Origin of the sequence: Collinsella aerofaciens ATCC 25986 (assembly GCF_010509075.1) — a bacterium.
Lineage (GTDB): Bacteria > Actinomycetota > Coriobacteriia > Coriobacteriales > Coriobacteriaceae > Collinsella > Collinsella aerofaciens.
This window is the reverse complement of record NZ_CP048433.1, coordinates 1116712-1143079: the sequence shown is the minus strand read 5'-3', so window position 1 is coordinate 1143079 and position 26368 is coordinate 1116712. Positions and strand designations below refer to the sequence as shown.

20 protein-coding genes and 1 pseudogene are annotated in these 26368 nt (G+C 59.4%); 12 read left to right on the top strand and 9 right to left on the bottom strand.

The genetic code is table 11. The annotated features are described in order from the left end of the window. Nucleotide 1: 1 nt before the first annotated feature. The 6 genes from GXM19_RS05270 to GXM19_RS05245 all read left to right on the top strand — a co-directional run bounded on the left by GXM19_RS05270 (nucleotide 2) and on the right by GXM19_RS05245 (nucleotide 8838). Nucleotides 2–481 (top strand): 4Fe-4S binding protein, encoded by a 480-nt coding sequence (locus tag GXM19_RS05270; protein WP_006235055.1) that lies wholly within the window; start codon nucleotides 2–4, stop codon nucleotides 479–481. 12 nt (nucleotides 482–493) lie between these two features. Continuing rightward, complete coding sequence (gene xdh / locus GXM19_RS05265) at nucleotides 494–3271, top strand: selenium-dependent xanthine dehydrogenase (protein ID WP_006235056.1); 2778 nt, start codon at nucleotides 494–496, stop codon at nucleotides 3269–3271. A gap of 344 nt (nucleotides 3272–3615) precedes the next feature. Further along, the gene (locus GXM19_RS05260; protein ID WP_006235057.1) at nucleotides 3616–5007 is read left to right on the top strand and encodes an ATP-binding protein; all 1392 of its coding nucleotides are present in this window, start codon (nucleotides 3616–3618) and stop codon (nucleotides 5005–5007) included. A gap of 275 nt (nucleotides 5008–5282) precedes the next feature. Next, entirely contained in the window at nucleotides 5283–6488 is a 1206-nt protein-coding gene (locus GXM19_RS05255; RefSeq protein ID WP_239057662.1) for an ATP-binding protein, read from the top strand. A gap of 455 nt (nucleotides 6489–6943) precedes the next feature. After that, nucleotides 6944–7678 carry a 3'-5' exonuclease gene (locus GXM19_RS05250; RefSeq protein WP_040359026.1) on the top strand — a complete coding sequence of 245 codons (735 nt, stop codon included), beginning with the start codon at nucleotides 6944–6946 and terminating at the stop codon, nucleotides 7676–7678. A gap of 191 nt (nucleotides 7679–7869) precedes the next feature. Next, entirely contained in the window at nucleotides 7870–8838 is a 969-nt protein-coding gene (locus tag GXM19_RS05245) for a DEAD/DEAH box helicase family protein (protein ID WP_006235062.1), read from the top strand. A gap of 24 nt (nucleotides 8839–8862) precedes the next feature. Here the strand turns inward: GXM19_RS05245 and GXM19_RS05240 are convergent, their stop codons facing one another. Further along, nucleotides 8863–9474: a transposase gene (locus tag GXM19_RS05240; RefSeq protein WP_239057661.1), complete on the bottom strand. Its 612-nt coding sequence runs from the start codon at nucleotides 9472–9474 to the stop codon at nucleotides 8863–8865. A gap of 196 nt (nucleotides 9475–9670) precedes the next feature. Here GXM19_RS05240 and istA (GXM19_RS05235) point away from each other — a divergent pair, with 196 nt between their 5' ends. After that, a complete protein-coding gene (gene istA / locus GXM19_RS05235; protein WP_006234496.1) occupies nucleotides 9671–10903 on the top strand; it encodes an IS21 family transposase in 1233 nt (410 codons plus the stop codon). Further along, nucleotides 10903–11676 (top strand): IS21-like element helper ATPase IstB, encoded by a 774-nt coding sequence (gene istB / locus GXM19_RS05230; RefSeq protein ID WP_006234495.1) that lies wholly within the window; start codon nucleotides 10903–10905, stop codon nucleotides 11674–11676. The genes istA (GXM19_RS05235) and istB overlap by 1 nt, the downstream gene beginning before the upstream one ends. 95 nt (nucleotides 11677–11771) lie before the next feature. Here istB and GXM19_RS05225 read toward each other — a convergent pair whose 3' ends face one another. Next, nucleotides 11772–12458, bottom strand: a complete 687-nt coding sequence (locus GXM19_RS05225; protein WP_006235241.1) for an IS256 family transposase — start codon at nucleotides 12456–12458, stop codon at nucleotides 11772–11774. Between the two features lie 110 nt (nucleotides 12459–12568). On the opposite strand from GXM19_RS05225, the pseudogene hsdR reads away from it, so the two are divergent. From hsdR to GXM19_RS05210, 3 genes and pseudogenes are all read left to right on the top strand, one after another. Next, nucleotides 12569–13975: pseudogene (gene hsdR, locus GXM19_RS05220) on the top strand (EcoAI/FtnUII family type I restriction enzme subunit R); the annotation flags it as partial. Nucleotides 13976–13994: 19 nt separating this feature from the next. After that, a complete protein-coding gene (locus tag GXM19_RS05215) occupies nucleotides 13995–15473 on the top strand; it encodes a class I SAM-dependent DNA methyltransferase (RefSeq protein ID WP_006235244.1) in 1479 nt (492 codons plus the stop codon). Then, nucleotides 15474–17036 carry a restriction endonuclease subunit S gene (locus GXM19_RS05210; RefSeq protein WP_006235245.1) on the top strand — a complete coding sequence of 521 codons (1563 nt, stop codon included), beginning with the start codon at nucleotides 15474–15476 and terminating at the stop codon, nucleotides 17034–17036. It begins immediately after the preceding gene. An 85-nt stretch (nucleotides 17037–17121) separates the two neighbouring features. Here the strand turns inward: GXM19_RS05210 and GXM19_RS05205 are convergent, their stop codons facing one another. From GXM19_RS05205 to GXM19_RS05190, 4 genes are all read right to left on the bottom strand, one after another. Continuing rightward, nucleotides 17122–17949, bottom strand: coding sequence for an ATP-binding protein (locus tag GXM19_RS05205; RefSeq protein WP_006235234.1), 828 nt, complete (start codon nucleotides 17947–17949; stop codon nucleotides 17122–17124). Further along, nucleotides 17946–19199, bottom strand: coding sequence for an IS21 family transposase (gene istA, locus GXM19_RS05200; RefSeq protein ID WP_006235233.1), 1254 nt, complete (start codon nucleotides 19197–19199; stop codon nucleotides 17946–17948). Before istA (GXM19_RS05200) ends, GXM19_RS05205 begins: the two co-directional genes overlap by 4 nt. Before the next feature lie 251 nt (nucleotides 19200–19450). Further along, on the bottom strand, nucleotides 19451–20245 hold the full coding sequence (locus GXM19_RS05195) for a tyrosine-type recombinase/integrase (protein WP_006235246.1): 795 nt from the start codon (nucleotides 20243–20245) through the stop codon (nucleotides 19451–19453). 33 nt (nucleotides 20246–20278) lie between these two features. Then, nucleotides 20279–21673 carry a restriction endonuclease subunit S gene (locus GXM19_RS05190; protein WP_147293057.1) on the bottom strand — a complete coding sequence of 465 codons (1395 nt, stop codon included), beginning with the start codon at nucleotides 21671–21673 and terminating at the stop codon, nucleotides 20279–20281. Nucleotides 21674–21859: 186 nt separating this feature from the next. Between GXM19_RS05190 and GXM19_RS05185 the strand changes: the two genes are divergently transcribed. Further along, a complete protein-coding gene (locus GXM19_RS05185; protein ID WP_006235248.1) occupies nucleotides 21860–23983 on the top strand; it encodes a DUF262 and DUF1524 domain-containing protein in 2124 nt (707 codons plus the stop codon). A 67-nt stretch (nucleotides 23984–24050) separates the two neighbouring features. Here the strand turns inward: GXM19_RS05185 and GXM19_RS05180 are convergent, their stop codons facing one another. The 3 genes from GXM19_RS05180 to GXM19_RS05170 all read right to left on the bottom strand — a co-directional run bounded on the left by GXM19_RS05180 (nucleotide 24051) and on the right by GXM19_RS05170 (nucleotide 26221). Next, complete coding sequence (locus GXM19_RS05180) at nucleotides 24051–24323, bottom strand: hypothetical protein (protein WP_147293056.1); 273 nt, start codon at nucleotides 24321–24323, stop codon at nucleotides 24051–24053. Nucleotides 24324–24481: 158 nt separating this feature from the next. Then, nucleotides 24482–25444, bottom strand: coding sequence for a hypothetical protein (locus GXM19_RS05175; protein ID WP_040359227.1), 963 nt, complete (start codon nucleotides 25442–25444; stop codon nucleotides 24482–24484). Nucleotides 25445–25567: 123 nt separating this feature from the next. Further along, entirely contained in the window at nucleotides 25568–26221 is a 654-nt protein-coding gene (locus GXM19_RS05170; protein ID WP_040359230.1) for a helix-turn-helix transcriptional regulator, read from the bottom strand. Between the last annotated feature and the right edge of the window lie 147 nt (nucleotides 26222–26368).

Genomic DNA, 26368 nt, shown 5'->3' with positions numbered 1-26368 from the left:
TATGGCCAAATCCATTCAACATAACGTGGCCTACGTTGCCTGCGGAAGCGGTTGCGCCTCCGCAGGCGGCGACGCCCGCTGCAGCGAAGGCTGCATTGGCTGTGGCGCCTGCGTCACGGCCTGCCCCCACGGTGCCATTGCGCTGGTCGATGGCATCGCCCGCGTGGATCGCTCAAAGTGCACGGGCTGTGGCCTGTGCGGCATGGCGTGCCCGCAGCGCGTGATTGCCTTCGTCCCCGGCTACCAGAACATTCTGGTGCGCTGCAACAACACCGATAAGGGTGCCATTGCGCGCAAGATTTGCGACACGAGCTGCATCGGTTGCGGTATGTGCGCCAAAAAGTGCCCTGCCGGCGCTATCCGCATCGAGGACAACTGCGCCCATATCGACGGCGTGGACTGCCTGTCGTGCGGCATGTGCGCCGTCGTCTGCCCGCATGGCGCCATCCACGACCGCACCGGCATCGCCGCCGGCGTGTAGAAGGGAATCACCATGGCACAGGAATTCACTTTTACCGTTAACGGTGTCGAGCACACGACGACGGAGAATAAACCACTGCTGCGCTATCTGCGCGACGACCTGCACATTCACTCCGCCAAGGACGGCTGCTCCGAGGGCGCCTGCGGCACCTGCACCATCCATGTGGACGGTGCGGCCGTCAAGGCGTGCGTGCTGACCACCGCTCTTGCCGCCGGCCGCAACATCGTGACCGTCGAGGGCCTGCCCGAGGACGTGCGCGAGGCCTTTGTGTACGCCTTTGGCGCCGTGGGCGCCGTGCAGTGCGGTTTTTGCATTCCCGGCATGGTCATGGCGGGTGCGGCGCTCATCGCCGAGGACCCCGAGCCCACCGAGGAGCAGATCAAGTACGCCATTCGCGGTAACGTCTGTCGCTGCACCGGCTACAAAAAGATTATCGAGGGCATCTCGCTGGCCGCTGCGGCGCTCCGCGGCGAAAAGCAGATCGACGAGGACCTGGAGCGCGGCGATGACTACGGCGTGGGCAAGCGCGCCTTTCGTATTGACGTGCGCAAGAAGGTGCTCGGCGAGGGCAAGTATCCCGACGACATCGACGAGCTCGATCAGCCGGGCCTGACCTATGCCAGCGCCGTGCGCTCCAAGTATCCGCGCGCCCGCGTGCTCTCCATCGACACCTCCAAGGCCGAGGCCCTGCCCGGTGTGGTGGGCATCCTGCGCGCCGAGGACGTGCCGGTCAACCAGGTCGGCCACCTTATCCAGGACTGGGACGTCATGATCGCTCAGGGCGATATCACCCGCTGCGTGGGCGATGCCATCGTGCTGGTGGTCGCCGAGGACGAGGCGACGCTCGAGAAGGCCAAGAAGCTCGTAAAGATTGACTACGAGCCGCTGGAGCCCGTGCGCAACATTGTCGAGGCCAGGGCCGCCGACGCTCCGCGCCTGCATGACAGCTTCTTTGCCTTTGGCAACACGGTGGAGCTCAAGGACAACGTGTGCCAGAGCCGCCACGTGACGCGCGGCGACGCCGCCAAGGCGCTGGCCGAAAGCGCGTTCACCGTGACGCAGCGCTTTACCACGCCCTTTACCGAGCATGCCTTCTTGGAGCCCGAGTGTGCCGTTGCCTTCCCGTACAAGAACGGCGTCAAGGTGCAGTCGACCGACCAGGGCGCCTACGACACGCGCAAAGAGTGTGCCCACATGTTTGGCTGGGACAACGAACCCGAGCGCGTGGTCGTCGAGACCATGCTCGTGGGCGGCGGCTTTGGCGGTAAGGAGGACGTGTCCATCCAGCATCTGGCCGCGCTCGCCGCATATAAGTTTCAGCGTCCTGTGAAGTGCAAGCTCACGCGTGCCGAGTCGCTCGCTTTCCATCCCAAGCGCCATGCCATGGACGGTACCTTTACGCTGGGCTGCGACGCCGAGGGCAACTTTACCGGTCTGGACTGCGAGATCAACTTTGACACCGGCGCCTACGCGTCGCTGTGTGGCCCGGTGCTCGAGCGCGCCTGCACACATGCCGTCGGCCCCTACAAGTACCAGAACACCGATATTCGCGGTTATGGCTACTACACCAACAACCCGCCCGCCGGCGCGTACCGCGGCTTTGGCGTTTGCCAGTCCGAGTTTGCGCTCGAGAGCCTAATCGACCTGCTGGCCGAGAAGGTCGGCCTGGATCCGTGGGAGATTCGCTACCGCAACGCCATCGAGCCGGGCGAGGTTTTGCCCAACGGTCAGATTGCCGACTGCTCCACGGCGCTGAAGGAGACACTGCTCGAGGTCAAGGATGCCTACTATGCGCATCCCGGACACGCCGGCATTGCCTGCGCCATGAAGAACGCCGGCGTGGGCGTGGGCCTGCCCGATGCCGGCCGCTGCAAGATTCGCATCGAGAACGGCGCGGCCGTGGTCTATGCCGCCACGTCCGACATTGGCCAGGGCTGTAACACCGTCTTTTTGCAGGACGTTGCCGAGGCATGCGGCCTGCCGCTTCGCTGCATCGCCAACGGCGAGTGCTCCACCGAGAACGCTCCCGACTCCGGCACCACGTCTGGTTCGCGTCAGACGGTCGTGACCGGCGAGGCCGTGCGCGGCGCCGCCTTCCTGCTGCGCGATGCCATGGTTGGCATCGAGGCCGGCAAGCCCGCGCCCGATGCTCCCGTGAGCGCGCATGGCGACGGCGTCAAGATCGAGTACGATGACGGTCGCGCCTACCAGCTGCGCACGCAGGAGCTCGTCGCCGGCCAGGGTATGCATCCTCAGGATCCCGCGGCCGCCATCAAGGCGCTTGAGGGATGCGAGTTTGGCTACGTGTACCTGGAGCCGACCGACAAACTGGGTGCGGATGTTCCCAACCCCAAGAGCCATATCTGCTACGGCTTTGCCACGCATGTGGTCATTCTGGATGATGACGGCCGCGTGAGCGAGGTCTACGCCGCGCACGATTCCGGCAAGGTGGTCAACCCCATCTCCATCCAGGGTCAGATCGAAGGCGGTGTGCTCATGGGTATGGGTTACGCACTTACCGAGGACTGGCCGCTCAAGGACTGCGTACCCCAGGCAAGGTACGGTACGCTCGGGTTGTTCCGTGCGCCCGAGATTCCGGATATCCATGCCATCTACGTGGAGAAGGACGAGCTGCTGCCCGTGGCATACGGCGGCAAGGGCATCGGCGAGATCGCAACGATTCCCACGGCGCCCGCCGTGCAGAACGCCTACCGCGCGTTTGACGGCAAGCTGCGTCCGGATCTGCCCATGGTGGATACGCCGTACAGCCGCGCCCGTCACCGCGGCTAGGGTAGAGCGCGGACGACCATTGCTGATGGGCCGTTCGCGCTCAACATCAACTACATACGCTGCGCCTTTGGCCCCGGCTCCATCGCGAGCCGAGGCCTTTTGTTTGGAGTGGAAACTGCGTCCCGGATTTGGCGCTCAGAACGGGACACGCTTTCCGGATGGGATGCTTGGCGGAAACTACGGCCCAGTTTTTGGCTCCAGAACGGGATACATTTTCCGGAACGGTCCACGTGCGGTGGTGTACCGCCCCTTTTGCGTGCGCCGCTTGTCGAATTACGTTATAGCTAGCTATATTATAGGAAGGTATAATATAGCTAGCTATAACGTAAAGGAAGGATGGCCCTATGTTTATCGGAAGAACAGTGGAAATGTCCGAGCTCAATCGACTGTATGGCACGGGCTCCTTTGAGATGCCTGTGATTTACGGCCGTCGTCGTGTGGGCAAAACGCGTCTTATCACAGAATTCATCCAAGACAAGAAGGCTATTTACTTTCAAGCTCGTCGTACCAATGCAGAGGCAAACCTGCACGGCTTTAGCCAGGCGATACTTGCGGGTTCGGTTGGTGCTGCAGGCGTGTCGTTTCGTAGTTTTGACGAGGCGTTCGATGCATTGGCCACCATGGCTCGCACGGAACGTTTGATTGTCGTGATTGACGAGTATCCCTATCTCGCCCAATCGAATCCCGAGATCAGTTCGTTGCTGCAAGACAAGATTGATCACTTGTACAAAGAGACTAGGCTCATGCTGATTCTATGCGGCTCGTCTCTTTCGTTTATGGAGGAACAGGTGTTGGGCTACGAGAGCCCACTATACGGTAGGCGTACGGCCCAGTTTAAGATCATGCCGCTCGATTTTACGACGACCCTCGGCCTGTGGCAGAGCATGAGTCGCGAAGACGCTGCAGTTTGCTATGGTATGACGGGCGGCATTCCTGCATATATCGAGAGAGTCGATCCTGCCGCATCGCTCAAGGACAACATCAAACGTCTTTTTCTTACTTCTACGGGCTATCTCTTTGAGGAGCCGAGTAACCTGCTATTGCAGGAGTGCCGCAATCCCGAGCAATATGATGCGATCGTGCAAGCAATTGCCCAGGGGCGCTCGAAGATCTCGGAGATTGCGAGCTCTACGGGAATCCCTGCGAGCAACGTAAAGAGCTATGTGGATAAGCTGGCGTCGCTTGGGATTGTCGAGCGCGAGCTGCCCCTAAACGAGACGAGCAATAAGCGAGCCGTGTATCTGCTGAGCGATCAGATGTTTAGGTTCTGGTACAAGTTTGTTCCGCAGAACATCGGGCTGATTCAAAACGATATGGCCGAGATGGCGTATGAGCGCATTGAGCCGCACGTATCGGATTACATGGGTACGGTCTTTGAGCTTATATGCAGACAATACGTGTACGAACTCGCGCGGGCGGGCCAGCTTGATGTGGTTCCGGCAAGCGTTGGGCGCTGGTGGGGGACGGATAATCGCACGCATACGCAGGAAGAAATCGACTTGATTGTTGACGATGGCGAGGGCACTGCGCTGTTTGCGGAATGCAAATGGCGCAATGAACCGGTGGGCGAAGACGTGCTGCAAAAGCTCGTGCATCGAAGCGAGCTCTTTAGGCGGCAGCACAAAAGCTATGCGATCTTCTCGAAGCGAGGCTTTACGCAAGGATGTCAGGAAGCTGCGGCGAGCAGGGGAGATGCCAAGCTGATTTCGTTTGCCGAGATGTGCGAGCGGAGATAACCAAGCACGCTCTGATGTGATGCTCGGAATGGGTCGCGCTAAGGATGCCAAGCGTAAAACCTTCAATGAAAATGGCGTAAAAACTACATCTGTCATGGCGTAAAAACTACATTGAAAGTAGCGTAAAATCAGCATTGAGAATGGCGTAATATCGCATATCGCGTGATAGAGAGGGACGGCCGTCTATGGATGCACCAAAGAGATTGACCCAAAAGGGATATAGGCCCCGGCTCATAGAGGAGCGCCTCGACACCCTTATGCGGGCGTTTGGCTGTGTGGAGATCAACGGCCCCAAATGGTGCGGCAAGACCTGGACGGCGCTCTCTCGCTCGGCGAGCGTCTCCAGGCTCGATGAGCCTGCGCAGCGTGCGGCGGCAGAGGTCGACCCAAGCCTGGCGCTCATCGGCGATGCGCCACACCTGGTCGATGAATGGCAGGAGGTGCCCGAGGTTTGGGATGCCGCCCGGCGTTTCGTGGACGCGAGCGGCAACGAACGGGGGACACTTTTGCTCACGGGCTCGACCGCGCTCAAAAGCGAGGAGCGCAGCCATGTTCGTCATTCCGGCACGGGTAGGATCGCCCGTCTGTCAATGCGCCCCATGGCCCTGTGTGAGTCGGGCGACGGCGAGCCGCTCGTGTCACTGGCAAGCCTCTTTAAGGGCGAGGATTTTGCCCCTCAGCGTCGCGAGAGCACGGTGGATGACGTCGCCCGCTGGTGCTGCAGGGGCGGTTGGCCTGCAAATCTTGGGCTTTCGGAAGATCTTGCGCGAGAGACGGCAAGCCAGTACGTGCACTCGGTGCTCGACGTCAACGTGCTGGACGAGGGCATGTCGCCCGAGCTTGCACACGGCCTTTTGCGAGCTCTTGCCATGAACGAGAGCCAGGCTGTCACGTACAAGACGCTCGTAAAGGACGCCTCGTACGGTGAGGCGGGCCCCGACGAGAGGACCATCGCTGCGTACTTGGACCTCTTCAACAGGCTCAAGCTGACCGAGGACCTGTGCGGATGGGAGCCGCCCATGCGCTCGAAGGCCCGCGTTCGCGTGCGCCCCAAGCGCTACTTCTGTGACCCGTCACTTGCGGCGGCGTTGCTGGGGGCTACCCCTGAGCGGCTGCTTGGCGATATGCAAACGCTGGGGATGCTCTTTGAGAATCTCGTCCTGCGCGACGTGCGCGTGTTCCTTTCCACCTACGGCGGTGTCGACAACAGTGTCCATTATTTCCGAGATGAGAAGGGCCTTGAGGTCGATCTGATCGTTGAGCACGACGGGCGCTGGGGAGCCATCGAGGTCAAGCTGAGTGATGCGAAAGCAGACGATGGAGCGAGAAATCTCAAGGCGCTGGAGAGGAAAGTGCTCTCCAATCCTGCCGCCCAGAATGCCGCGCCGGCGTTTTTGGCGGTCGTGGTTGGAAAGGGGAGCATTGCCTACACACGCGACGACGGCGTGGCGGTGATTCCCATGGCGGCACTTGGGGCGTAGTGGTTTTGCGGGCGTGCCGTGCTTCCTTTACCGAAAATCCATTTGGTAAACCAGATGCTCGCGGATAGAATAAAGTTGACGGCAGCCCAAGGGTGATAGCTGGGCAGCGCCGTTGCTTGGTCAAGAGGTCAGTGCCTTAATGGCAGCGACTTGTTATGCTTCGAATGCTGCTTGAGTGCCTCGGAAAGTTCGATAAGCGTCGTGAAGAGCGAGACCAAAGCAACCAAGAGCTCTACGAGCTCTGATGGGCCCGGGATGACCGCTGATTCAAGTCACCGGGCCTAAATTTTTTTCACACATTTGAATAGAGCGGGCGACTCTCTTGGGGCCGTCTGCATGGCGTGTGCTTGGCGCATGGTATTGCGCCCCGCTTTCACGTCCGCACGGGCGCCTATCCTTACAGCAATGTAGCCGCCTGTGTAGTAAGCGGCCAGCAACGGAGAAAGGCCCTAACCGTGTCAGCTGAAAAGACGCCGTGTATCTCGGCTATCGATACGACGAACTTTGCGCGCCAGATTGTGCTGGATTTTGAGTTTGCGCCGGTGCCAAAGCAGCGCCAGCGCCGTGGAATGCGCAATGAGATTATCGAGGTCGGCGCCGTCAAGCTCGACTACCACGGCAACGTTATGGGCGAGTTCTCGCAGTTTGTGCAGACGGAATTTACCGAAGGCGTTGCGTTTCCCGTCCGCGAGCTCACAGGTATATCGGCCGTGGACACCGCGATGGCCGACCCGCTCTACATGGTGATCAAAAGGCTCAGCGATTGGATCGGCCGCTACTCCGCCCAGATAGTTTGCTGGAGCGGGACGGACCGTCGACAGCTTATGACCGAGTGCCAGGCAAAGCAAATCGACCTTGCCGCATTTCCTACGGACTGGGCCGATCTGCAGGCGTTTTACACCTCGATCATGGACGTGGGCAGCCACGAGTGCGTCTCTTTGAATGACGCGGCGACGTGGTTTGGCATCGAGTTTGACGAGTCGACGGGTCACGCCCACAGTGCCCTAGCCGACGCGCGCGTGACCGCCAAGTTGCTCAAGCAGGTGATGGACGGGGACTATCGCGTGAGTCCGCGTGCTCAGGAGATCCGCCAGCGGTGGAGGATGGGCGATCGAGCCCAGATGCGCCTTTCCAACAAGTGCCCCGAGCTGGGCGACCTGCTGCTGAAGCTGAAGGCGGAGGGGAGGTAGGCGGGGCTCCGGGAATGACCTCTGACTCAAGTCAACGGGGCTCATTTTGCTTTCTTTGGAGCTTTCTCACGGGGCTGACTTTACTTCGTCTCATTTAGTATAAAGCGGCTGCTAGATTGCATAGTGATGATAAAATTAATCAACTCAACATCAATAGCTGTCGCTTTGCGCAATGAGGGGTTCCGAGACGTATGAACGAGTCTGACACACGGCTTAAACTCATTGATCCTGCGATTATGAAGTCGTGGGATCGCAATACCCAAGTCTTCACTGAGTATTTCTTTACCAGTGGCGAGATTGTTGTGCGCGGAAGTATGGTCACCCGTAAAGACAAGAAGAAGGCTGACTACCTTCTGATGTATGCTCCGGGCATCCCTATCGCAATCGTCGAGGCTAAGGATACGGAGCACACCGTTGATGCCGGTCTCCAACAGGGGATGGGATATGCCCAGCTGCTCGATATTCCGTTTGCGTACAGCTCAAACGGAAAGGGTTTTGTTGAGCACGATTTTCTTACCGGGAAAGAGCGCGCTCTTGCCATGGACGAGTTTCCCACTCCGGCGGAACTTTGGACACGATACTCAAAAGCTAAGGGGCTTGAACATCCGTATAGCCAGGAGATTGTGACCGCTCCGTATTACCAGGAGCACGGCGGCAATCATCCTCGCTACTATCAGTGCATCGCCATCAATCGTACGCTTGAAGCTATTGCGCGAGGTAAGAATCGCATCTTGCTCGTTATGGCAACGGGAACGGGAAAGACTTTTACGGCTTTTCAAATCGTTCATCGCTTGCGACAGACTACCGAGGTTCGTAAGGTTCTCTATCTGGCGGACCGCAATATTCTCGTCGATCAGACCATAGACGGCGATTTCAAGCCTCTCAAGAGGGTTACAACCAAGGTCGTAGGTCGAAAGCTCGATTCTGCTTACGAGGTCTATTTCTCGCTCTACCAACAGCTTGTTGGAGAAAACGGTGAAGAAATATTCCGCGAGTTCGACTCGGAATTCTTCGATTTGATTATCGTCGACGAGTGCCATCGCGGAAGCGCCGCGGCGGACTCCGCATGGCGTAAGGTACTTGAGTATTTCAATTGTGCAATTCAAATCGGTATGACGGCTACGGGTGGCGCGCGCAGACGTGGTGTAAGAGCGTCCTGAGGTCCGTCGCTGCAAGTCCCGATATTACTCCTTCTTGAGGCCGCGCCTCTCGACTATCTCGTCCACTATCTCCCTGGCGCGCCGCCCGAGCGCGCGGCGCCTCCCCTCTGTCGGGGCCGGCCTGTCCGCGGGCTCGGCGAAGCCCTCGGCGGCCGAGGCCTCGGAGAACACGCGCTGCTGGGACCACTGTCCCTCGGTCTCCATGAGGCTCGCGCACGTCAGGCGCAGCATCGACTCCCTCGAGGGGAAGGACTGCACGACCCTGTAGCGGCGCTTGATCTCGCGGTTGGCGCGCTCCTGGACGTTGTTGGTGCGGAGCTTGGCCCAGTGCGCCCTGGGGAAGGCCGTGAACGCCAGCGCGGAGTCCTCGGCCTGCTCGAAGACCTCGCCGGCCCTGGCGGACACCGACGCCACCCAGGGCGCCGCCTCGGCCCACACGCAGCGCGCGAGGTCGGGGTCGTCCTGGTAGACCGCGGCATGCACGAGGTCCCTGACGGCCGCCTTGGAGTCCTCGGGCCTGCCCGAGCAGGCGCTCTGGAGGTTGCGCTGCAGGTGCGTCACGCAGCGCTGCCAGGCGCAGCCCTGGAACAGGCGCGAGACGGCGGCCACGAGCCCGGCGTGGCTGTCGGAGACCACGAGGCGAACGCCGGCCAGCCCGCGCTCGCGCAGCCCGCCGAGGAATGTGTTAGCGCTAATCTAAAATTAACCACTTTCGCAAACGCATCTCGCCGAATGCGCTAACGCGCTTTCGCCGACCCCGCTAACGTACTTTCACCAACTGCGCTAACGGAACTATGCTCCGATCGGGTATCCGACCCGGGAGGAGCGGGATATGGAGCGAAACGTAATGGGAGAGCTGAACGTCTACAGGGGGTCCGGCGCGAAGCCGAACTTCAGCGAGATCGCGAGGAGGCACGGCATGGACCGGCACACGGTCGCCAAGTACTGGCGGGAGGGCGAGGCCGCCGCCGACGGGAGGTCCGCGAGGGGCAGCGCCTTCGACCCGCTCGAGGAGGTGATCCGCGCGAAGGCCCAGCTGCCCGGGATGACCAAGATGGCCGTGTACGCGTTCCTGCGCGAGGGCCGCGGGGAGGGGCTGCCCGGGTACGGCGCCTTCACCGCATGGTGCCGGGGCCGCGACGTGCCCTTCGGGGGTGTGGGCGGCCGCGAGCCGCACCCGCGGTTCGAGACGCCCCCGGGCAGGCAGCTGCAGTTCGACTGGAAGGAGGGCATGAGGCTCGTCGACTCGGAGGGCGAGGTCTTCGAGTTCAGCGTGTTCACCGCGACGCTCGGCTATTCCCGGAAGCACCGCTTCATACCGGTCAGGAGCCGCACGCTCGACGACCTGCTGTCCTGCCTGCTCGCCACCTTCACCCGCCTCGGCGGCGTCCCGGAGGAGTGCATCACGGACAACATGTCGTGCCTGGTGACCGTCTCGGGCCGCAGGAGGACCAGGCAGGAGAGGGCGTGGCGGTTCGCGCGGGAGGCCGGCTTCGAGCTCAGGCTCTGCGCGCCGCGCTCGCCGCAGACCAAGGGCAAGGACGAGTCGGCCAACCGCTTCCTGAACCGCCTGCTCGCCTACGGCGGCGAGTTCACCGGGTGGAGCGGCCTCGCCGAGGCGGTGGCCCGGATCGAGGCCCAGGCAAACTCGGAGCCGAACCGCACCACCGGCCTGCCGCCTGACGCGCTGTTCATGCGGGAGAAGGAGAGCCTGCGACCCATCGGGAACCTCCGTCTCCTCGAGTCGATGGTGGGCGACGTGAGCGTCCAGACCGTCCCGCCGACCATGCTCGTCAGGGCCGCCGGCAGGGAGTGGTCCGTGCCCAGGCGCTGCATCGGCCGGCGCGTGAGCGTCATAGCGATGCCCGGCGGCCAGGTCGTGGTGAGGATGGCCGGCGAGGAGGTCGCCGTCCACGACGCCGCGTCCGGGCCGTCGAGGCCCATCAACTACGACCCCGACCACTATGGGCAGGCCCTCGAGGGGAAGCGCGGCCTGGCCGACGCGGACATCGCCGAGGCCGCGCGCGCCAACCTCGCGCTGCTCGACTCGCTCGGAGGGGCGTGATGGGCGCCGTCGCGGAGGGTAGCCCCTCGATCAGGGCGCAGGCGAACCTCTCCGCGCTCGGGCTGCACGAGATGGCGGCGTCCCTGCCCGACTACGTGAGGATGGTCGCCGCGGGCGAGCGGGGCTTCGCCTCCGCCCTCGAGGAGATGACGCGCGTCGAGGTCGCCGCCCGGGAGGTCAGGATTACCAGCCAGCGCATACGGTCGTCGGGGTTCCCCTACGTCAAGGGGCTGGCGGACTTCGACTGGGACTTCCAGCCGTCGGTCCCGCGCGCCGAGATCGAGGAGCTCGCGACCCTGAGGTTCGTCGAGCGGGCCGAGAACGTCCTGTTCGTGGGGAGCCCCGGCGTGGGCAAGACGCACCTCGCCGTCGCGCTGGGCATCGAGGCGGTCAGGGCGGGGCGCGAGGTCAGGTTCGTGGACTGCGCCCGGCTCGTCGAGGACCTGGAGGACGCCTCGTCGCGCGGCATCCTCAAGAAGAGGCTCAAGTACTACGCCCACTCGAGGCTGCTGATCATCGACGAGCTCGGCTACCTCGACGTCGGTAGCGCGGGCGCGGACCTGCTGTTCCAGCTGATATCGACGCGCTACGAGCAGCGCTCGACGATCATCACCACCAACGTGGGGATCAGCGGCTGGGGCAGGGTGTTCGGGGACGACGTGGCGGCGAGCGCGATCGCGGACAGGGTGTGCCACCACTGCCACCTGGTCAAGATAACGGGCAGGTCCTACAGGCTGAAGGACCTGCCGAGGGACGGTCCCGTCAAGCCGTGACCGGAATCGGTGAAAATACGTTAGCGCAACCGGTGAAACCGCCTTTGCGCGAACGGCACGCCTGTTTAGCGAAACTGGTGAAAAATAGATTGACGCTAACAGAATGCCGCCCAGGAGTCCTCGCTCTCGGTGTCGACCACGTCGCAGCCCAGGAAGTGCTTGCGCCCGTCGGCGCCCAGCCCGATCGCGGTCACGACGCCCTGCGAGACGACCGACGAGCCGACCCTGCAGCTCATGTAGGTGGCGTCGAGCCACAGGTAGCAGCACGGCGTGCCCGACAGGTCGCGGCGGCGGAACTCCGCCACCTCGGCGTCGAGGTCGGAGCAGAGGCTCGAGACCTCCGAGCTCGACAGCGAGGATATGCCCAGCCTGGACGCCACGCGCTCGACCTTGCGGGTGGATACGCCGCACACGTACATCTCCTGCACGATGGCGGCCACCGAGGTGTCGACGCGCGACCATCGCGCGAGCATGCCCTCGGGGTAGTAGGTGCCGTGCCTGAGCTTGGGTATCTCGAGCTCCACGTCGCCCACGGCGGTCTTGAGCGACCTGGGGCGGTAGCCGTTGCGACTGTTCTCCCTGCCGTCGCTGCGCTCATTGCGGCTCGCGCCGCACATCTGCTGGGCCTCGGAGTCCATCAGTGCGTTCATCACGCCGCCCAGCACCCTGCACGCGAACTCGCGCGCGTCGCCGCACTCCTGCCAAAGCCTCGCCGCCTCGAGGGCCTCGTCGCGGCCGAGGCGCAGTACACTCTCTTCTTGGGGCATCGCCTTTCCTTCCATTCGTCACCTTCATTACTCCAACGACGAATTCTAGGCGGTGTCCCCTCCCTTTCAAGAAAGGGCGGAGGCGGGGCATGCCCCGCCTCTTACACCACATCTCTGTGCGCTACCCGGCTACGCCAAAGGAGACTGAAGAGGTTTCAAACATTACCTACTTCGGCGAACCTGTCTACACCTACTCCCTTAAACAGGGAATCGAGGATGGCTTTCTCGCCCCGTATAAAGTTATTCGTCCTAAGCTGAACGTCGACATTTACGGATACCGTACTGAGGAAGGCACCATAGATGATCGCGGCGAAGCTCTGCCCAAACGTGTTTTCGAGAAGCAAGACTTCGACAGCGAGATTGTCATCAAAGAGCGCTACGAGGAAGTTGCCAAGCGGATAACTCAATTTCTAAAGGAGACGGATCGTTACTCCAAGACCATAGTCTTTTGCGTTGACATCGAGCATGCCGAAAATATGCGACGTGCCCTTGTAAACGAGAACGCCGATATCGTAAGAGATCACCCCACCTACATCATGAAGATTACGGGTGACGACAGGGAAGGTAAGGCTCAGTTAGATAACTTCATCGACCCCGACGAGAAATACCCGACCATCGTTACGACTTCGAAGCTTCTCACCACTGGTGTTAATTGCAAGACGTGTAAGGTAGTCGTGCTCGACAACAAGTTCGGTGAGCACGGAATGACGGAGTTCAAGCAGATTATCGGCCGCGGAACCCGTATCTGTGAGGACTACGACAAACTCTATTTCACCATCCTCGATTTTCGTGACGCATCGCGTTTGTTTGCAGATCCCGAGTTTGATGGCGAACCTGTTGTTGTGTTTGAGCCTAATCCGGGTGACCCCATTGCGGATCCGGGTCCCGGCGGCAATGGCGGCAGTCCCGTTCCGCCTCCGTCTCCGATCGTAGACCCACCCGTATTGCCGCCGGACGATCCGTCCTCCCATGTGAAATATCACGTTCATGGGGCCGACGTCTATGTAGTGTCGGAGATGGTGCAGTATTACTCCTCCGATGGCCTTCTTGTAACTGAGAGCCTTAAGGACTATACGCGAAAAAACATTCTCGGCGAATACGACACTCTTGACCACTTCCTAGCGGCGTGGAACTCTGAACATAAGAAACAAGCGATTATCGATGAGCTGCGCGCGCGTGGCGTATTCCTGGATGAGCTGCGGCTCGAGACTGGACAGGAGCAAATGAGCGACTTTGACCTCATTTGCCACATTGCTTACGACCAGAGACCTCTTACGCGCAGCGAGAGAGCCAATAGTGTCAAGAAAAAGGGCGTGCTCTATGAGTATGCCGGCGTCGCGCGTGAGGTCCTTGAAGCGCTTCTCGACAAATATGCGACGTCGAACCTCGTAGACTTGGACGACACCCACGTCCTCGACCTCGAGGAATTCCGTCGGTTTGGCAGCCCAATGAAGATCGTCGCCGCATTCGGCGGCAAACAACAGTACATTCAGGCAGCGCAGATGCTCGAGGACGAGCTCTACATCGCATAGAGAAAGGTAACGATAGCAAATGGCACTGGGATCTCTCGTAAAGACCCTGCAGAACATCATGCGCAAAGACGCCGGCATCAATGGCGATGCGCAGCGCATTGAGCAGATGACTTGGCTTTTCTTCCTCAAGATTTACGATGCCAAGGAGCAGGAGTGGGAGTTTCACGATGACTCCTATCAGTCCATCATCCCCGAGCGCCTGCGCTGGTATAGCTGGGCGCACGATGCGAAAGACGGCAAGGCGCTTACTGGCGATGAGCTTCTCGACTTTGTGAACAATGATCTATTCAAGACTCTTGAGAGTCTTGAGCTTGCACCTGATGCGCCTTTGCGACACGTCGTCGTCAAGGCTGCTTTTACTGACGCCAACAACTACATGAAGGATGGGATTCTACTTCGTCAAGTCATCAACGAGATTGACGAGTCGGTTGATTTTACCGAGTACAAAGAGCGCCACGCCTTCGGTGAAATTTACGAGACCATCCTGAAAGACTTACAGTCCGCGGGTAATGCCGGCGAGTTTTACACGCCCCGAGCGGTGACTGACTTTATGGCCCAGGCACTTGCGCCCAAGCTCGGCGAGACTGTGGCTGACTTCGCGTGTGGCACGGGCGGCTTTTTGACGAGCGCCCTCAAGATTCTCGACTCCCAGGTTCAGACTCCAGCCGATCGTGAACTCTATGCAAGATCGGTCTACGGCATCGAGAAGAAGCAGCTCCCTTACCTGCTGTGCGTGACCAACATGCTGTTGCACGATATTGATAATCCTGAAGTCTTTCACGATAACTCTCTCGAGAAGGATGTTCGCGAGTGGAAGCACAAGCCTGACGGCCAGTTTGACGTCGTACTTATGAACCCGCCCTATGGCGGGTCCGAGAGTGCATCGGTGCAAAACAACTTCCCTGTTGCACTCCGTAGCTCCGAGACCGCAGATCTATTCCTTGGACTCATTCTTTATCGTCTTAAGCGAGGCGGCCGCGCTGCTGTTATCATTCCGGATGGTTTTCTCTTTGGCCAGGATAGTGCAAAGACGGAGATCAAGCGTCGCCTGCTTGAGGACATGAACTTGCATACTGTCTTGCGCCTTCCACAGAGTGTTTTCGCTCCGTACACGAGCATCACTACTAACGTTCTGTTCTTCGATAATACGGGGGCCTCTGAGGGCGTTTGGTTCTATCGCATGGACATGCCCGAGGGGTATAAACACTTCTCTAAGACCAAGCCCATTAGGATCGAACATTTTGCACCTGTAAAGGAATGGTGGGAGAACCGTCGGGATATCGAGGAAGACGGCAATCCCAAGGCCAAGTACTATACGGTTGACGAGTTGCGAGACGGCGGTTTTAACTTTGACGTGTGCGGCTATCCTCACGAGGAAGAGGAGATCTTACCGCCTGACGAACTGATCAGGAACTACAAAGAAGAGCGCGCTAAGCTCGATGCCGAGATTGACCAGAAGCTTGCTCGTATTTGCGAGATTCTTGGGATTGAGGCGTAGATGAAGGCAAAAGACCTGAAGAACTCAATCCTGCAAATGGCGATTGAGGGAAAGCTCGTTCCACAAGACCCGAGTGATGAGCCTGCAAGCGTCCTGCTTGAGCGTATTCGTGAAGAGAAGCATAAGCTTATTGCTGAGGGTAAGGCTAAATTCCCGAAGGGCGGGGAGAGCATTATCTATATCGGTTCCGATGGCTCCCCCTATGAGAAGAAGGTGGATGCCAAGGGTCGCGTGACTAGCGATAAGTGCATCGCGAACGAAGTGCCGTTTGAGGAGCTGCCCGAGGGGTGGGCTTGGGCAAGGCTGGAAACCGTATATAACTTCATTGATTACAGGGGTAAAACACCTCACAAATCACCTTCAGGTGTTCGACTAATGACTGCGAGCAACATTCGCCAAGGCTATATTGATTACACACGCGAGGAGTATATTTCAGAAGACGAATATGCAACACGCTTGTCTCGCGGAGAGACCCACCGTGGCGATTTGCTGTTTACAACCGAAGCCCCGATGGGGTATTGCGCGATATGCGAAATGAAACGTTGCAGCTGTGGACAGCGTGTCATTACCCTTCAGAATTACGGCACAGTTGGTCCAGACAATGCCCTGTTCTGCCAAATAATTCTATCTCCACTGTTCCAAATTCAAGTTAAGGATCATGCCACGGGGACGACCGCAAAAGGAATCAAAGCAGCAGTGCTAAAAGAGCTATTTCTTCCGATTCCGCCTCTCGCCGAGCAGCGCCGCATCGTCGAGCGGGTGAACGAGCTCATGCCCCTGGTCGAGGAGTACGGTGAGCTCGAGGACGCCCGCGAGGAGCTCGACGCCGCGCTGCCCGGCCGCCTGCGCAAGTCGGTGCTGCAGCTGGCGGTTCAGGGAGGGCTCGTGCCGCAGGACCCCGCAGACGAGCCCGCCGGCGTTCTGCTGGAGCGCATCCGCGGGCAGCGCCGGCAGCTCGTGGCCGAGGGGGAGATGAAGGCCCCGAAGGGCGGTGAGTCGATCATCTTCGCCGGTTCCGATGGCCGCCGCTATGAGAAGAGGGTGGACGCCAGGGGCCGCGAGTCCGAGCCCGTCTGCATCGAGGACGAGATCCCGTTCGAGATACCCGAGAGCTGGGAGTGGCGTCGTTTAGGGTCTCTTGTCTTGAATCGCGGGCAGAAGAGGCCTGAGGCGCGTTTTGCCTATATCGACATCTCGTCGATTGACAATGTGAACCAAAAGCTCGGACAAGAAACTGTTATAAATGCAGCTGACGCGCCCTCACGAGCAAGAAAGCTAGTCGCAAAGAATGATGTGCTCTATGCGACCGTCCGCCCTTATTTGCATAATGCCTGTATCGTAGATAAGGATTTTAATATTAAGCCCATCGCAAGTACTGGGTTTGCTGTCCTTTCATGTCTTGACGGATTCCTTCCTAGTTTTCTTCTCTACTTTTTGGTTTCTCCTAGCTTTGACTCTTATGCAAATGCCAATGAGAACGCGAAGGGGGTTGCCTATCCGGCAATCAATGACAACAGGCTGTATCGCGCTCTAGTTCCTGTTGTTAGCGCCGGATTATTTTAGCCAAATATAGTCGGCCGAGATTGACCAATCCCGGCCGACCCATTTTAGCCAACACGCCCGCATCTATGACTTTCCTATCGCATTCCTACATCCCCTCGGGCTGGATCCCCCTCACCTTCACCGCCTGGGGGACGGCCTCCACCGAGTAGGTGTCAAGCTCCCTGCCGCGGTAGCTCGGGCCCCGCATCACGAACACCGACGCCTTGTCGAACAGCCTGTCGAGGGCGCAGAGGAGCGTGTCGTCGCCCGTGAAGAACTCATCCCACCCGCTCGGGGCGATGTTGCTCGTGAGGACCATCGCGTTCGGCCCCTCCTTCTCGTAGCGCCTGTCGACGACATCGAAGAACAGGTCGGTGCACGGCCTGTCGTAGACGCATCTCCCCACCTCGTCAACGATGAGGCACGACGGCTTGACGAGCGAGGAGACGACCCGCGAGGTGTTTCCCCGCTGGACGGCCTTCTGGAACCTGTCCCTGAGCTCGGTCGCCTTTATGTAGTAGGTCTTGAGCCCCCGCATGCAGCACTCGCGCCCGTAGGCCTGCGCGAGGTGCGTCTTCCCTATGCCGCCGGGCCCGACGAAGGCGACGTTGCGGTGCGCGTAGAGGTCGGCCAGCGACGGGAGCTTGCCCAGCGCGGCCGCGTCCCGGCCCTGGATCCTGGAGAAGTCGAAGCCCTCGAAGGTCTTGGGCTCGCGCCTGGGCAGCCTGCTCAGCCTCAGCAGCGTCTCGATGGAGGCGAGCCTCCTCTTCTCCGCAAGGTAGGAGAAGGTGGCTGCCACGGCGGCCATCTCCCCGTCGCCGAGGTCGAGGTCCGAGGCGAGGGTCGCGAGCTCCTCCGCCCCGACGGCGATCCCGAGCCTCGACGCGGCGTCGCTCGCGAGCTCGTAGGGGCTCGCCCCCGCGCCCGCCATCATTCGGCCCTCCCGAAGTCGAACCTCTCGAAACCGGGTTTCGTCCTGGGCGGGGCGATTTGCTCGACCACGGTCCCCACCGGCTGGGTCGGCAGCTCCTCGGGCTGCGCCGGCGATGTCTCCCACTGCCCCTCGCACCAGCTGTCGGCGCCGGTGCCGACGGCGTGGGCGACGAGCTCGCGGGAGAGGTCGTCGCTGTATATGTGCACCACGCGCCCCTCCCGGTTCACCCTGCACTCGCGGCGGACGTACCAGTAGGGCACGCCGTAGCGGTGCCCCTCGAAGCTCACGAAGCCGTCGAAGGAGATCTTCCGGCGCGGGCACAGGTACCGCTCGACCTCGGCCGTGACCTCGAGCGGCCTGGTGTTCGCCGAGCACGCCGCCTCGTGCTCGCGCATCGGGACGCATGCCGCCGCGCGCCGCCAGCGGCCTCCCTGCTCGGCGCACCAGAGGGCGGCCTCCCGGTTGAGGGCGTCAAGGTCGGTAAAGGACCTTCCCGCGAGGAAGTTCCCCTTCACGAAGCGGACGAGCCTCTCCACCTTGCCCTTCGTATAGGGGTGGCGCGGCCTGCACAGCCTGGTGCGGAAGCCGACGACGCCCATGAACTCGGCGTAGTCGGCCTGCCAGACGGGCCGGCCGTCGGCATCGCGGCGGACGACCACGCTCTTCATGTTGTCGGTGAGCACGGTCGCGGGCACGCCCAGCGCCGAGAACGCGTGCAGCATCCCGATGAGGAGGTTCTCCTGGCGCGCGTTCGGGAAGAACTCGACGTGGGCGCCCCCGCAATGGTGGCAGACCATGGCGAAGCAGGCGATCCGCGCCCGCTCCCCGCCGGGGCGCTCGACCGCGACGAAGCCCCAGTCCATCTGGTAGGCCTCTCCGGGCGCCGTCCTGAAGCGCTGGCCGCGGCAGCCCTGCGGGGCCGCCTGCCGCCTCTTCGCGGGCACGAGGTCCCGGTGCGCGGCGATATAGGTCTTCACCGTGGTGAGGCCGCCGGCGTAGCCCTGGCCGAGCAGCCGCTCGAATATCACCTGCGAGTTGGTGACGCCCTTCCGCAGGAGGTCGTCCACCAGGCCGGTGTGGCCGGCGAGCACGCCCGGCGCGGCCCTCCTCCCGCTGTTCCCGTGGGGCAGGGCCCTGAACCCGTGTGCCCTGACCGTCCTCGCGCGGGAGCGGGTGAGCCCCGTCCTCCTGCAGAACTCCGCGAGGTTGCATGCCTGCGGGTCGAACCCGTCGCCCTCCTCCGCGGCCATCTCCCGGAGCGCCGCGTCTATAATCTCCTGTAGGTCATCGTGTCTCTCGTTCACCTCAATGGTCCTCCTAACGCCGGCGTGTTGGCACCACCAGCGTAGTGGCGGCGGGGAGGCACGGTGGCCATTATTCGGTGACCGGGATTGGTCAAAATCGTTTGACTATTAGCGGCTAAAATCGCCCGGCGCTAACACTGTTCCCCCGGCCAGCGAGCAGAAACGAATTGTTTCTAGAGTCACCGAAGTATTTGCTCTTACCAATTGACTGCTTCATCAACCGCGGCGCGCTGTTCATCGGCAGTGCGCCGCAGATAGATTCGCGTTGTCTCAATGCTTTCGTGTCCCATAAGATCAGCAAGCAGTGAAATATCTGGGTTGCGGTTGATAAAGTTTTTTGCGAACAAGTGCCGAAATGAATGCGGGTATACGACGTCTTGGTCGACGCCATAGCGCAGTGCGGCACGCTTCAACCCTACGGATATGCCGCGCGAAGTAATCGCGTTGTCGTTTTTGCCTGGAAATAGAAGGCCATTCATTGGCTTGGCTTTCCATGTAAGACTTTCTTCACGCAAAGAGTCAGGTATCCAAATTCTCCTGAGCTTCTGGCCTTTTGAAACAATGTCCATATATCCAGCGGTAACGTGTTCTACTTTGAACTGTCTTAACTCACTTACTCTCGCACCCGTACAACCAAGAAAGCGAACGATGAAATACCAAAACCAATCACCGTCTTGCTTCAGGCCGCTGATTAACTGCATGTATTGTTCATTGCTGATGACATTGTCGAGAAACGGCTTCTGTTGAATTCGCACTCCTTTGAGTCGGATTCCATCGAAAGCGATGAAATCAAGGTAGGTGTTAATTGCGCCGATGCGGTTGTTAACCGTTTTCGGAGCGAATGAAGAAACCAGCCACTCTTTGTGCGCAAGAAGTGACTGGTTTGTTAGAGACTGAGTTTTATCGATAAGCTGGCATATTGCAAAGGAATAAGAATCAACAGTGTTTTCCGCATAACCCTTTTCCTGCAAGTATTGTACAAACATTCTCATGACATCTTCCTTTCGACGAGGTCATGAAAACAGTTAGACAAGTATTTTGAAAAGCCAGTCAACTTCATAAACGATGCGACGCTGCTCGGCGAGGGGCGGAACTGGGATTAGGTAGTTTCTGACCGTCTCCTGCGCAAGCTCTTTCTGCTTCGTGCTGCCGCTTGCCTGGTCTTCAATTTCAGACTGGACTGACGGCCCCGCGAAATAGGCGAAGGCAAACCGGTGATCAAGCCAATCTTCCCGCGTCCTGATCACCGTCACGTGGCTGTCGGCGACGGCCCAGCCGTATCTGTTTTTCGCCGAGTCATAGACCGCCATCCTGCCCAACGTGCCGAGGCCGGTCGAGTTCCAGAGAAGGTCACCATCCTTCAGAATCCGCTCATCCGCGTACTTGGATACGGTGGCTGGGTCGATGAACCTCGCCTTTTCCACGGAGAATCCGCTCCATTGGTTGCACTTTTGGGCGATCACGGGGTATTTCTCGACGGTCGAATACTTCGGCGACTTGCCCCTCTGGATGTAAGTGGTGACGCTCTCGAGCCTCGCCCACTCCCAGCTCTCGGGTATCTCGAACGGGATCTCGTCCTCGATGCAGACGGGCTCGGACTCGCGGCCCCTGGCGTCCACCCTCTTCTCATAGCGGCGGCCATCGGAACCGGCGAAGATGATCGACTCACCGCCCTTCGGGGCCTTCATCTCCCCCTCGGCCACGAGCTGCCGGCGCTGCCCGCGGATGCGCTCCAGCAGAACGCCGGCGGGCTCGTCTGCGGGGTCCTGCGGCACGAGCCCTCCCTGAACCGCCAGCTGCAGCACCGACTTGCGCAGGCGGCCGGGCAGCGCGGCGTCGAGCTCCTCGCGGGCGTCCTCGAGCTCACCGTACTCCTCGACCAGGGGCATGAGCTCGTTCACCCGCTCGACGATGCGGCGCTGCTCGGCGAGAGGCGGAACTGGGACCAGAATGACGTTCAATGACTTCTGATTAGTCTTTGGCATTTTGACACGCGTATCACCCTTAAGCGTCTCCTCAGTGAAGAAATTGCTGAGGAGAACCGTGAGGACATATTCAGGTTGCAGCTTGGTGTTGAGCGGATACATATCCGCACTACACAGCCCATCAAAAGGGGCGATAACCGCCTTTCGAAGAGCTGGACGAATCTTCGAATAGAGAATCTGTCCTGCAGAGAACAGGTGATTGGCGCTCTTAACCTCGTCGGCCTTAACACTATGACAGAACAAGAGCTTTCCGGTGCCTTTTTGGATGTTGTCAGGCGCGATATGAGGAAAGTCCTGATATTTCAACGGGTCGACCAAACGCGCTGCAATTCCAATGACTTCACTAAATCTCGCCCAGGCCCAGCTTTCCGGAATCCCAAACGGAACCTCGTCCGCGATGCACTTGTCGCTCAGAACGCGTCCCTTAGTGTCCACGTGCTTCTCATAGGGGGAGCCATCGGAACCGGATTGGCTTTCAACTGTATTCGCGACAAGCGTTGTAAAATCTAGTGAGACGAGCATCCCGGTTGCTCCAGCGCTTCGATGCTCTGGTCTTTAGCGTCTTTCGTTCAGTGGGGGACTGACCGCAAGCGGCGTAAACAAGAAAGGGGACAAGCGTAAATGAAAGCAACCGAGGCGAATCTGCTCGACCTTATGGGCGTGGCGAAGATGCAGTTTGTCATTCCCGTGTACCAGCGAGTTTACTCGTGGAGTGTAAAAGAGTGCGAGGTGCTTTGGGATGACGTCATGCGAGCGGGTCGTGATGGCGTATCGCACTTCGTGGGGTCAATGCTTTATATCCCCGAGTCCGAGAGCTCTGCCACGAGCATTTCGCGCGTGCTTCTGATTGACGGACAGCAGCGCATGACGACGTTTTCGTTGATGATTGCAGCTTTGGCTGACTATTTGGAGAGCAACCCCGACAAGGCTGGCTTCCTTGGCGACCTCAAAATCTCGGCGCTGAGGAAAAATTACCTCTTTAACGATGACGACTACAACGGTCTGGCACGCTACAAGCTGGTGCTCTCGCAGGACGATAAAGAGACGCTGTTCTCCATCGTGTCTGGGGCTCCCGTGCCAGATGAAAAATCGGATCGGATTGTCGAGAACCATGCGTTCTTCCGCGAGAAGATGCGTGGTAAATCATTTGACCCGGCAAGGCTTTGGGCGGGGCTAAACCGCGTGCAGGTCATCGACACTAAGCTCACCGCTGGCGTTGATAATGCCCAGCTCATATTTGAGTCCATGAACTCCAAGGGCAAGCCGCTCACGCCCATTGACCTCATCCGTAACTACGTTCTAATGTCGCTTCCCAACGACGAACAGACCAAGCTTTATGAGGGTTATTGGCATCCACTCGAGTGCTTGTTCGGAAAAGGCGGCGAGGACGAGTTCAATGCATTTATCTGGTACTGGCTGTGGCTTAAAGTTCCCAATAGGATGCCGAAGGAGAACGAGGCCTACTACGAGTTTAAGCGCTATTTCGCCGACGACTACGATGGTGACACCGAGGGCCTGCTTAAGGAGCTGCGCGGGTATGCACATAGATACGCCAGTCTGTTCCTTGGTAAGGAGAAGGACGACGGACTGCGCCGAGTGTTCGGCAGAATCGTAAGCCTCGACGTGAAGCAGATAAGGCCCCTCTTAATGTTGCTTTATTCGGTTTACGAGGGGAATGGACTAGACCGCAATGCGTTTTTACGTATCTGCGAGACTATCGAGTCGTTTCTGTTCAGGCGAGCGGTTTGCGGCAGACTTACCACGGGCCTAAATAATTTCTTTGCCGGCATGTATCGCAATCTCGAGCAGCAGGACGATATCGAGGAGTACGTTACGGCGATGCTCCTTATCCACAGCAGCGGTATGACCGCATACTTTCCGACAGACGAGCATTTTGTCGAGGAGTTTAAGGCGCGTGACTGCTACAACCGCTTCTCTAAAAAGCGCTATTACCTGGAACGCATGGAGAACTGGCACCACCCGAAGGAGTCCATCTCAGCCGACGATTACCAGATCGAGCACATCATGCCCCAGACGATTGATGATGAGCACGGCTGGAAGGAATCGCTTGGTGAGAACTGGGAAGACGTCCACGACAGGCTGTGCAACAACTTGGGAAATCTTACGCTGACGGGCTACAACCAGGAGTACTCAAACCGGTCGTTCTCGGACAAGCTCAATCTGCCTGACGTCGGATTTAAGTGCAGCCCGCTCTACCTAAACAAATCGATTGTCTCGCATGAAAAATGGGGTGAGGAAGAGATTGGGCAGCGCGCGGACGAGCTGGCGAAAGAAGCGTGCGAGATATGGAAGTATCCCGACCTTCCGGCAGACGTCGTCGACAAGTACCGTCCTTCTCGTGGGGAGCCTGACGAGGCTCCTGTCTGGACTCTGCATGAGAACCACCCCACCTTTGCCGAAGGTGGGCTCAACCAGAAGCTTTTCGATGAGGTGCGCGAGTCCGTTCTGAGTGGTAACCCTTCGTGGGAGTCCTACATAGCCAAGTACTATGTAGGCTTCAGGTCGGGCAAGCGAAAACTGCATGCCGTGTTAGAAGGTAGGACCAGCAACGGTGGCTGGATTGCCGTCGGCCTGGCAAAGAGCGTGGATGACCTAATTGATCCAGAGGACATGTGCCAGGACAAACGTACGCAGGGTGGATTTGGCCCAGGCCTACCGACCTATGTTGCTCTTCGTAATGCCGATGACATTCCCGCGGTGCTCGATCTTATAAAGCAGTGCTAGGTTAAAGGCCGGGAATCTAATTCCCGGCCCTTGCCATCTCGGAATTGCCGATGGCTTATCTGCCCACCTACACCCCCGCAATCCCGCGCGCCGCGCTCAGCAGCTCGTACTCCCTCTGGCTCCACTGGTGCAGCTCGGCCGCGTGCACGGCGTCGCGACACAGGTCCAGGAACACCTCGGCGCCCTCGCAGAAGCACTCGCGGGCAAAGGCGCCGGATCCGTCCGCAACGCACGCACCGTCGGCAAAAAGCTTCCAGCTGGACGGCTCGCGCGAGCCGTCTCCGAGCAGCTTGATCTGCAGAACATGTGGGCCGCCAGCGGCACATGGCCCTTCTTCCAACGCCTGCACCGTAAAGCGCATCTGGAGGGACAGAGTATAAAATCCGGAAAAGTGTCGAAATAGGCACCTTAAAACTTCGGAAAAGTGTAGCTGGATGACAAAACAGCACTTAGAAGCCGGTGCTGGATGCGGGATCCTGCGGCCGCCTTCAGCTCTCGCTACTCGTCGTCTCCGTCGTTGGGGTCGCCCTTGAGGGTGTTGATGTCCAGGTACTGGTTATCGTCCTCTTTTTGCTGGGTCTCCGACTCCGCTTGGGTGGGGCCGCGGAACAGCTGGAACCCCTCAAACGCAATGACACCGAGCAGGGCAATGATAATGGCGATAAAGGCAACCTTGACTGCCTGCGGAAATTCCGAGAAACGCAGCGCCTTTTCCTCGGCGTAATAATCGGCAAAGCGCTCTTCGCCCGTGCTTTTGGTATACGCCGGCGCGGACGCGGCCTCCGGGTCATATTCCGGTGCAGGCGTGGCGGCGTACGGATCGTTGAGATAATCGCTCGATGCGGTGCCATAGTTCTCGGTCTCGATGCGACCGTTGCCAGCATAGCCATCGGAATAATCGGAATATGCCGCACCGCCCTCATAGTCCGCGGCGCTCGTGTTGGCGGCAAAAAGCGGGTTAACTGGAACGTCGAGCGCCGGCATGCCGGTAGAGGTCTCATCCAGATCGGTTGCAGCCCAGGAATCGTAGGCAACCTGATGGGCAACGGGCTCATCGAGCCTTGTGACCGGAGGCTTGCGTGCCGCAGGAACGGGCAACTGCTGGGCGTTGTACATAACGGTGCTGTCGGCCGATTTGCCCTGCGTCGCCGCAGCGAGAAATGCCGCCGTCTCGGACGGGTCGCTTGCGGGGCGGGGAGCGGTCGTGGGCGCCGAAGTGGGTGCGGGCGTAGGCGCGGGCGTCGGCGCAGATGCGGGCTTAGGCGCAAGTGCGGGATTGGGACTTGACGGGCGAGCCCCGCCGCCCATGAGTTCGTCGGCGGTCCACGGGCGATCATCCATCACGTCGTCAAGGCTCAGCGAAAACAGGTCGTCTTCACTCTCATCGAACATGCGGTGCACATGTCCACCAATTGCCGGAATCAATCCGCGACCGGTGCATGATGCCTTGCTCAACGCCATTCTGTTCCATCCTTTCGAAATACTAATGACATCGATTATATGGAACTTCCCAAGCGGCTCGGTCTTGGATTCGTGCTTTCCAGAACTCGCGCCCAAAAGGGGAGGGGCAATCCAGGCGAGTGCCTACTTGTCGCCGGCAGCAGCCTTGGCCTCATTGAGGTAGCTATAGAAGCTGTACTTGGAGATGCCAAAGAACTCGCAGGCGCGCTCGCTCGACTTGGAAATGAGGAAGGCGCCGCGACGGTCGAGGTAGCCAATGGCACGAATGCGCTCGTCTTTGGTCATGAGTGCCGCGGGCTTGCCCACAAACTGCTCGCACTCGTGCAGCAGGTCCTCGAGCAGGTCGCCGATGTTCTTGGTAATGGGCTCGGGCTCGGTATAGCCCGTGCCGCCGGTGCCGGTAAAGGCGTCGAGCGAACGCTCAAAAGCCTTCATAAGCGTAATGTCAAAGTTGATGCCCAAAATGCCGACGGGCTTGCCCTCGTCGTTGCGGATAAAGATCGTCGACGATTTGAGCAGCTTACCGTCGGTGGTTTTAGTGAGGTACGGCTCGCGGTCGTGTACATCGGTGGCGCCCTCGTGCATGGACTCAAACACGATATGGCTGGGGCCGTCACCCAGTTTGCGCCCGCTGACGTGGCCGTTTTCAATCACTACGATGGAGTGGTCCACGTCATCGGTCTCCAGATCGTGGACGACGATTTCGCAGTTGGGGCCAAATTGGAGCGCCAGGCCGTGTGCAAGGCGCTTATAAAACTCAATCTGTGCGGGGGTCATAGGTGCCTTCCTAAAAATTAGTTTGGGCTCACTGTGCCATAAACCACACATGACCGCAAACAAATCCATCAACAAGGCAATTCATGACCGTTCGGCGGCGAAAAAGTACCGATTGCGGCAACAAACAATTCGTTAGGTATACCAATC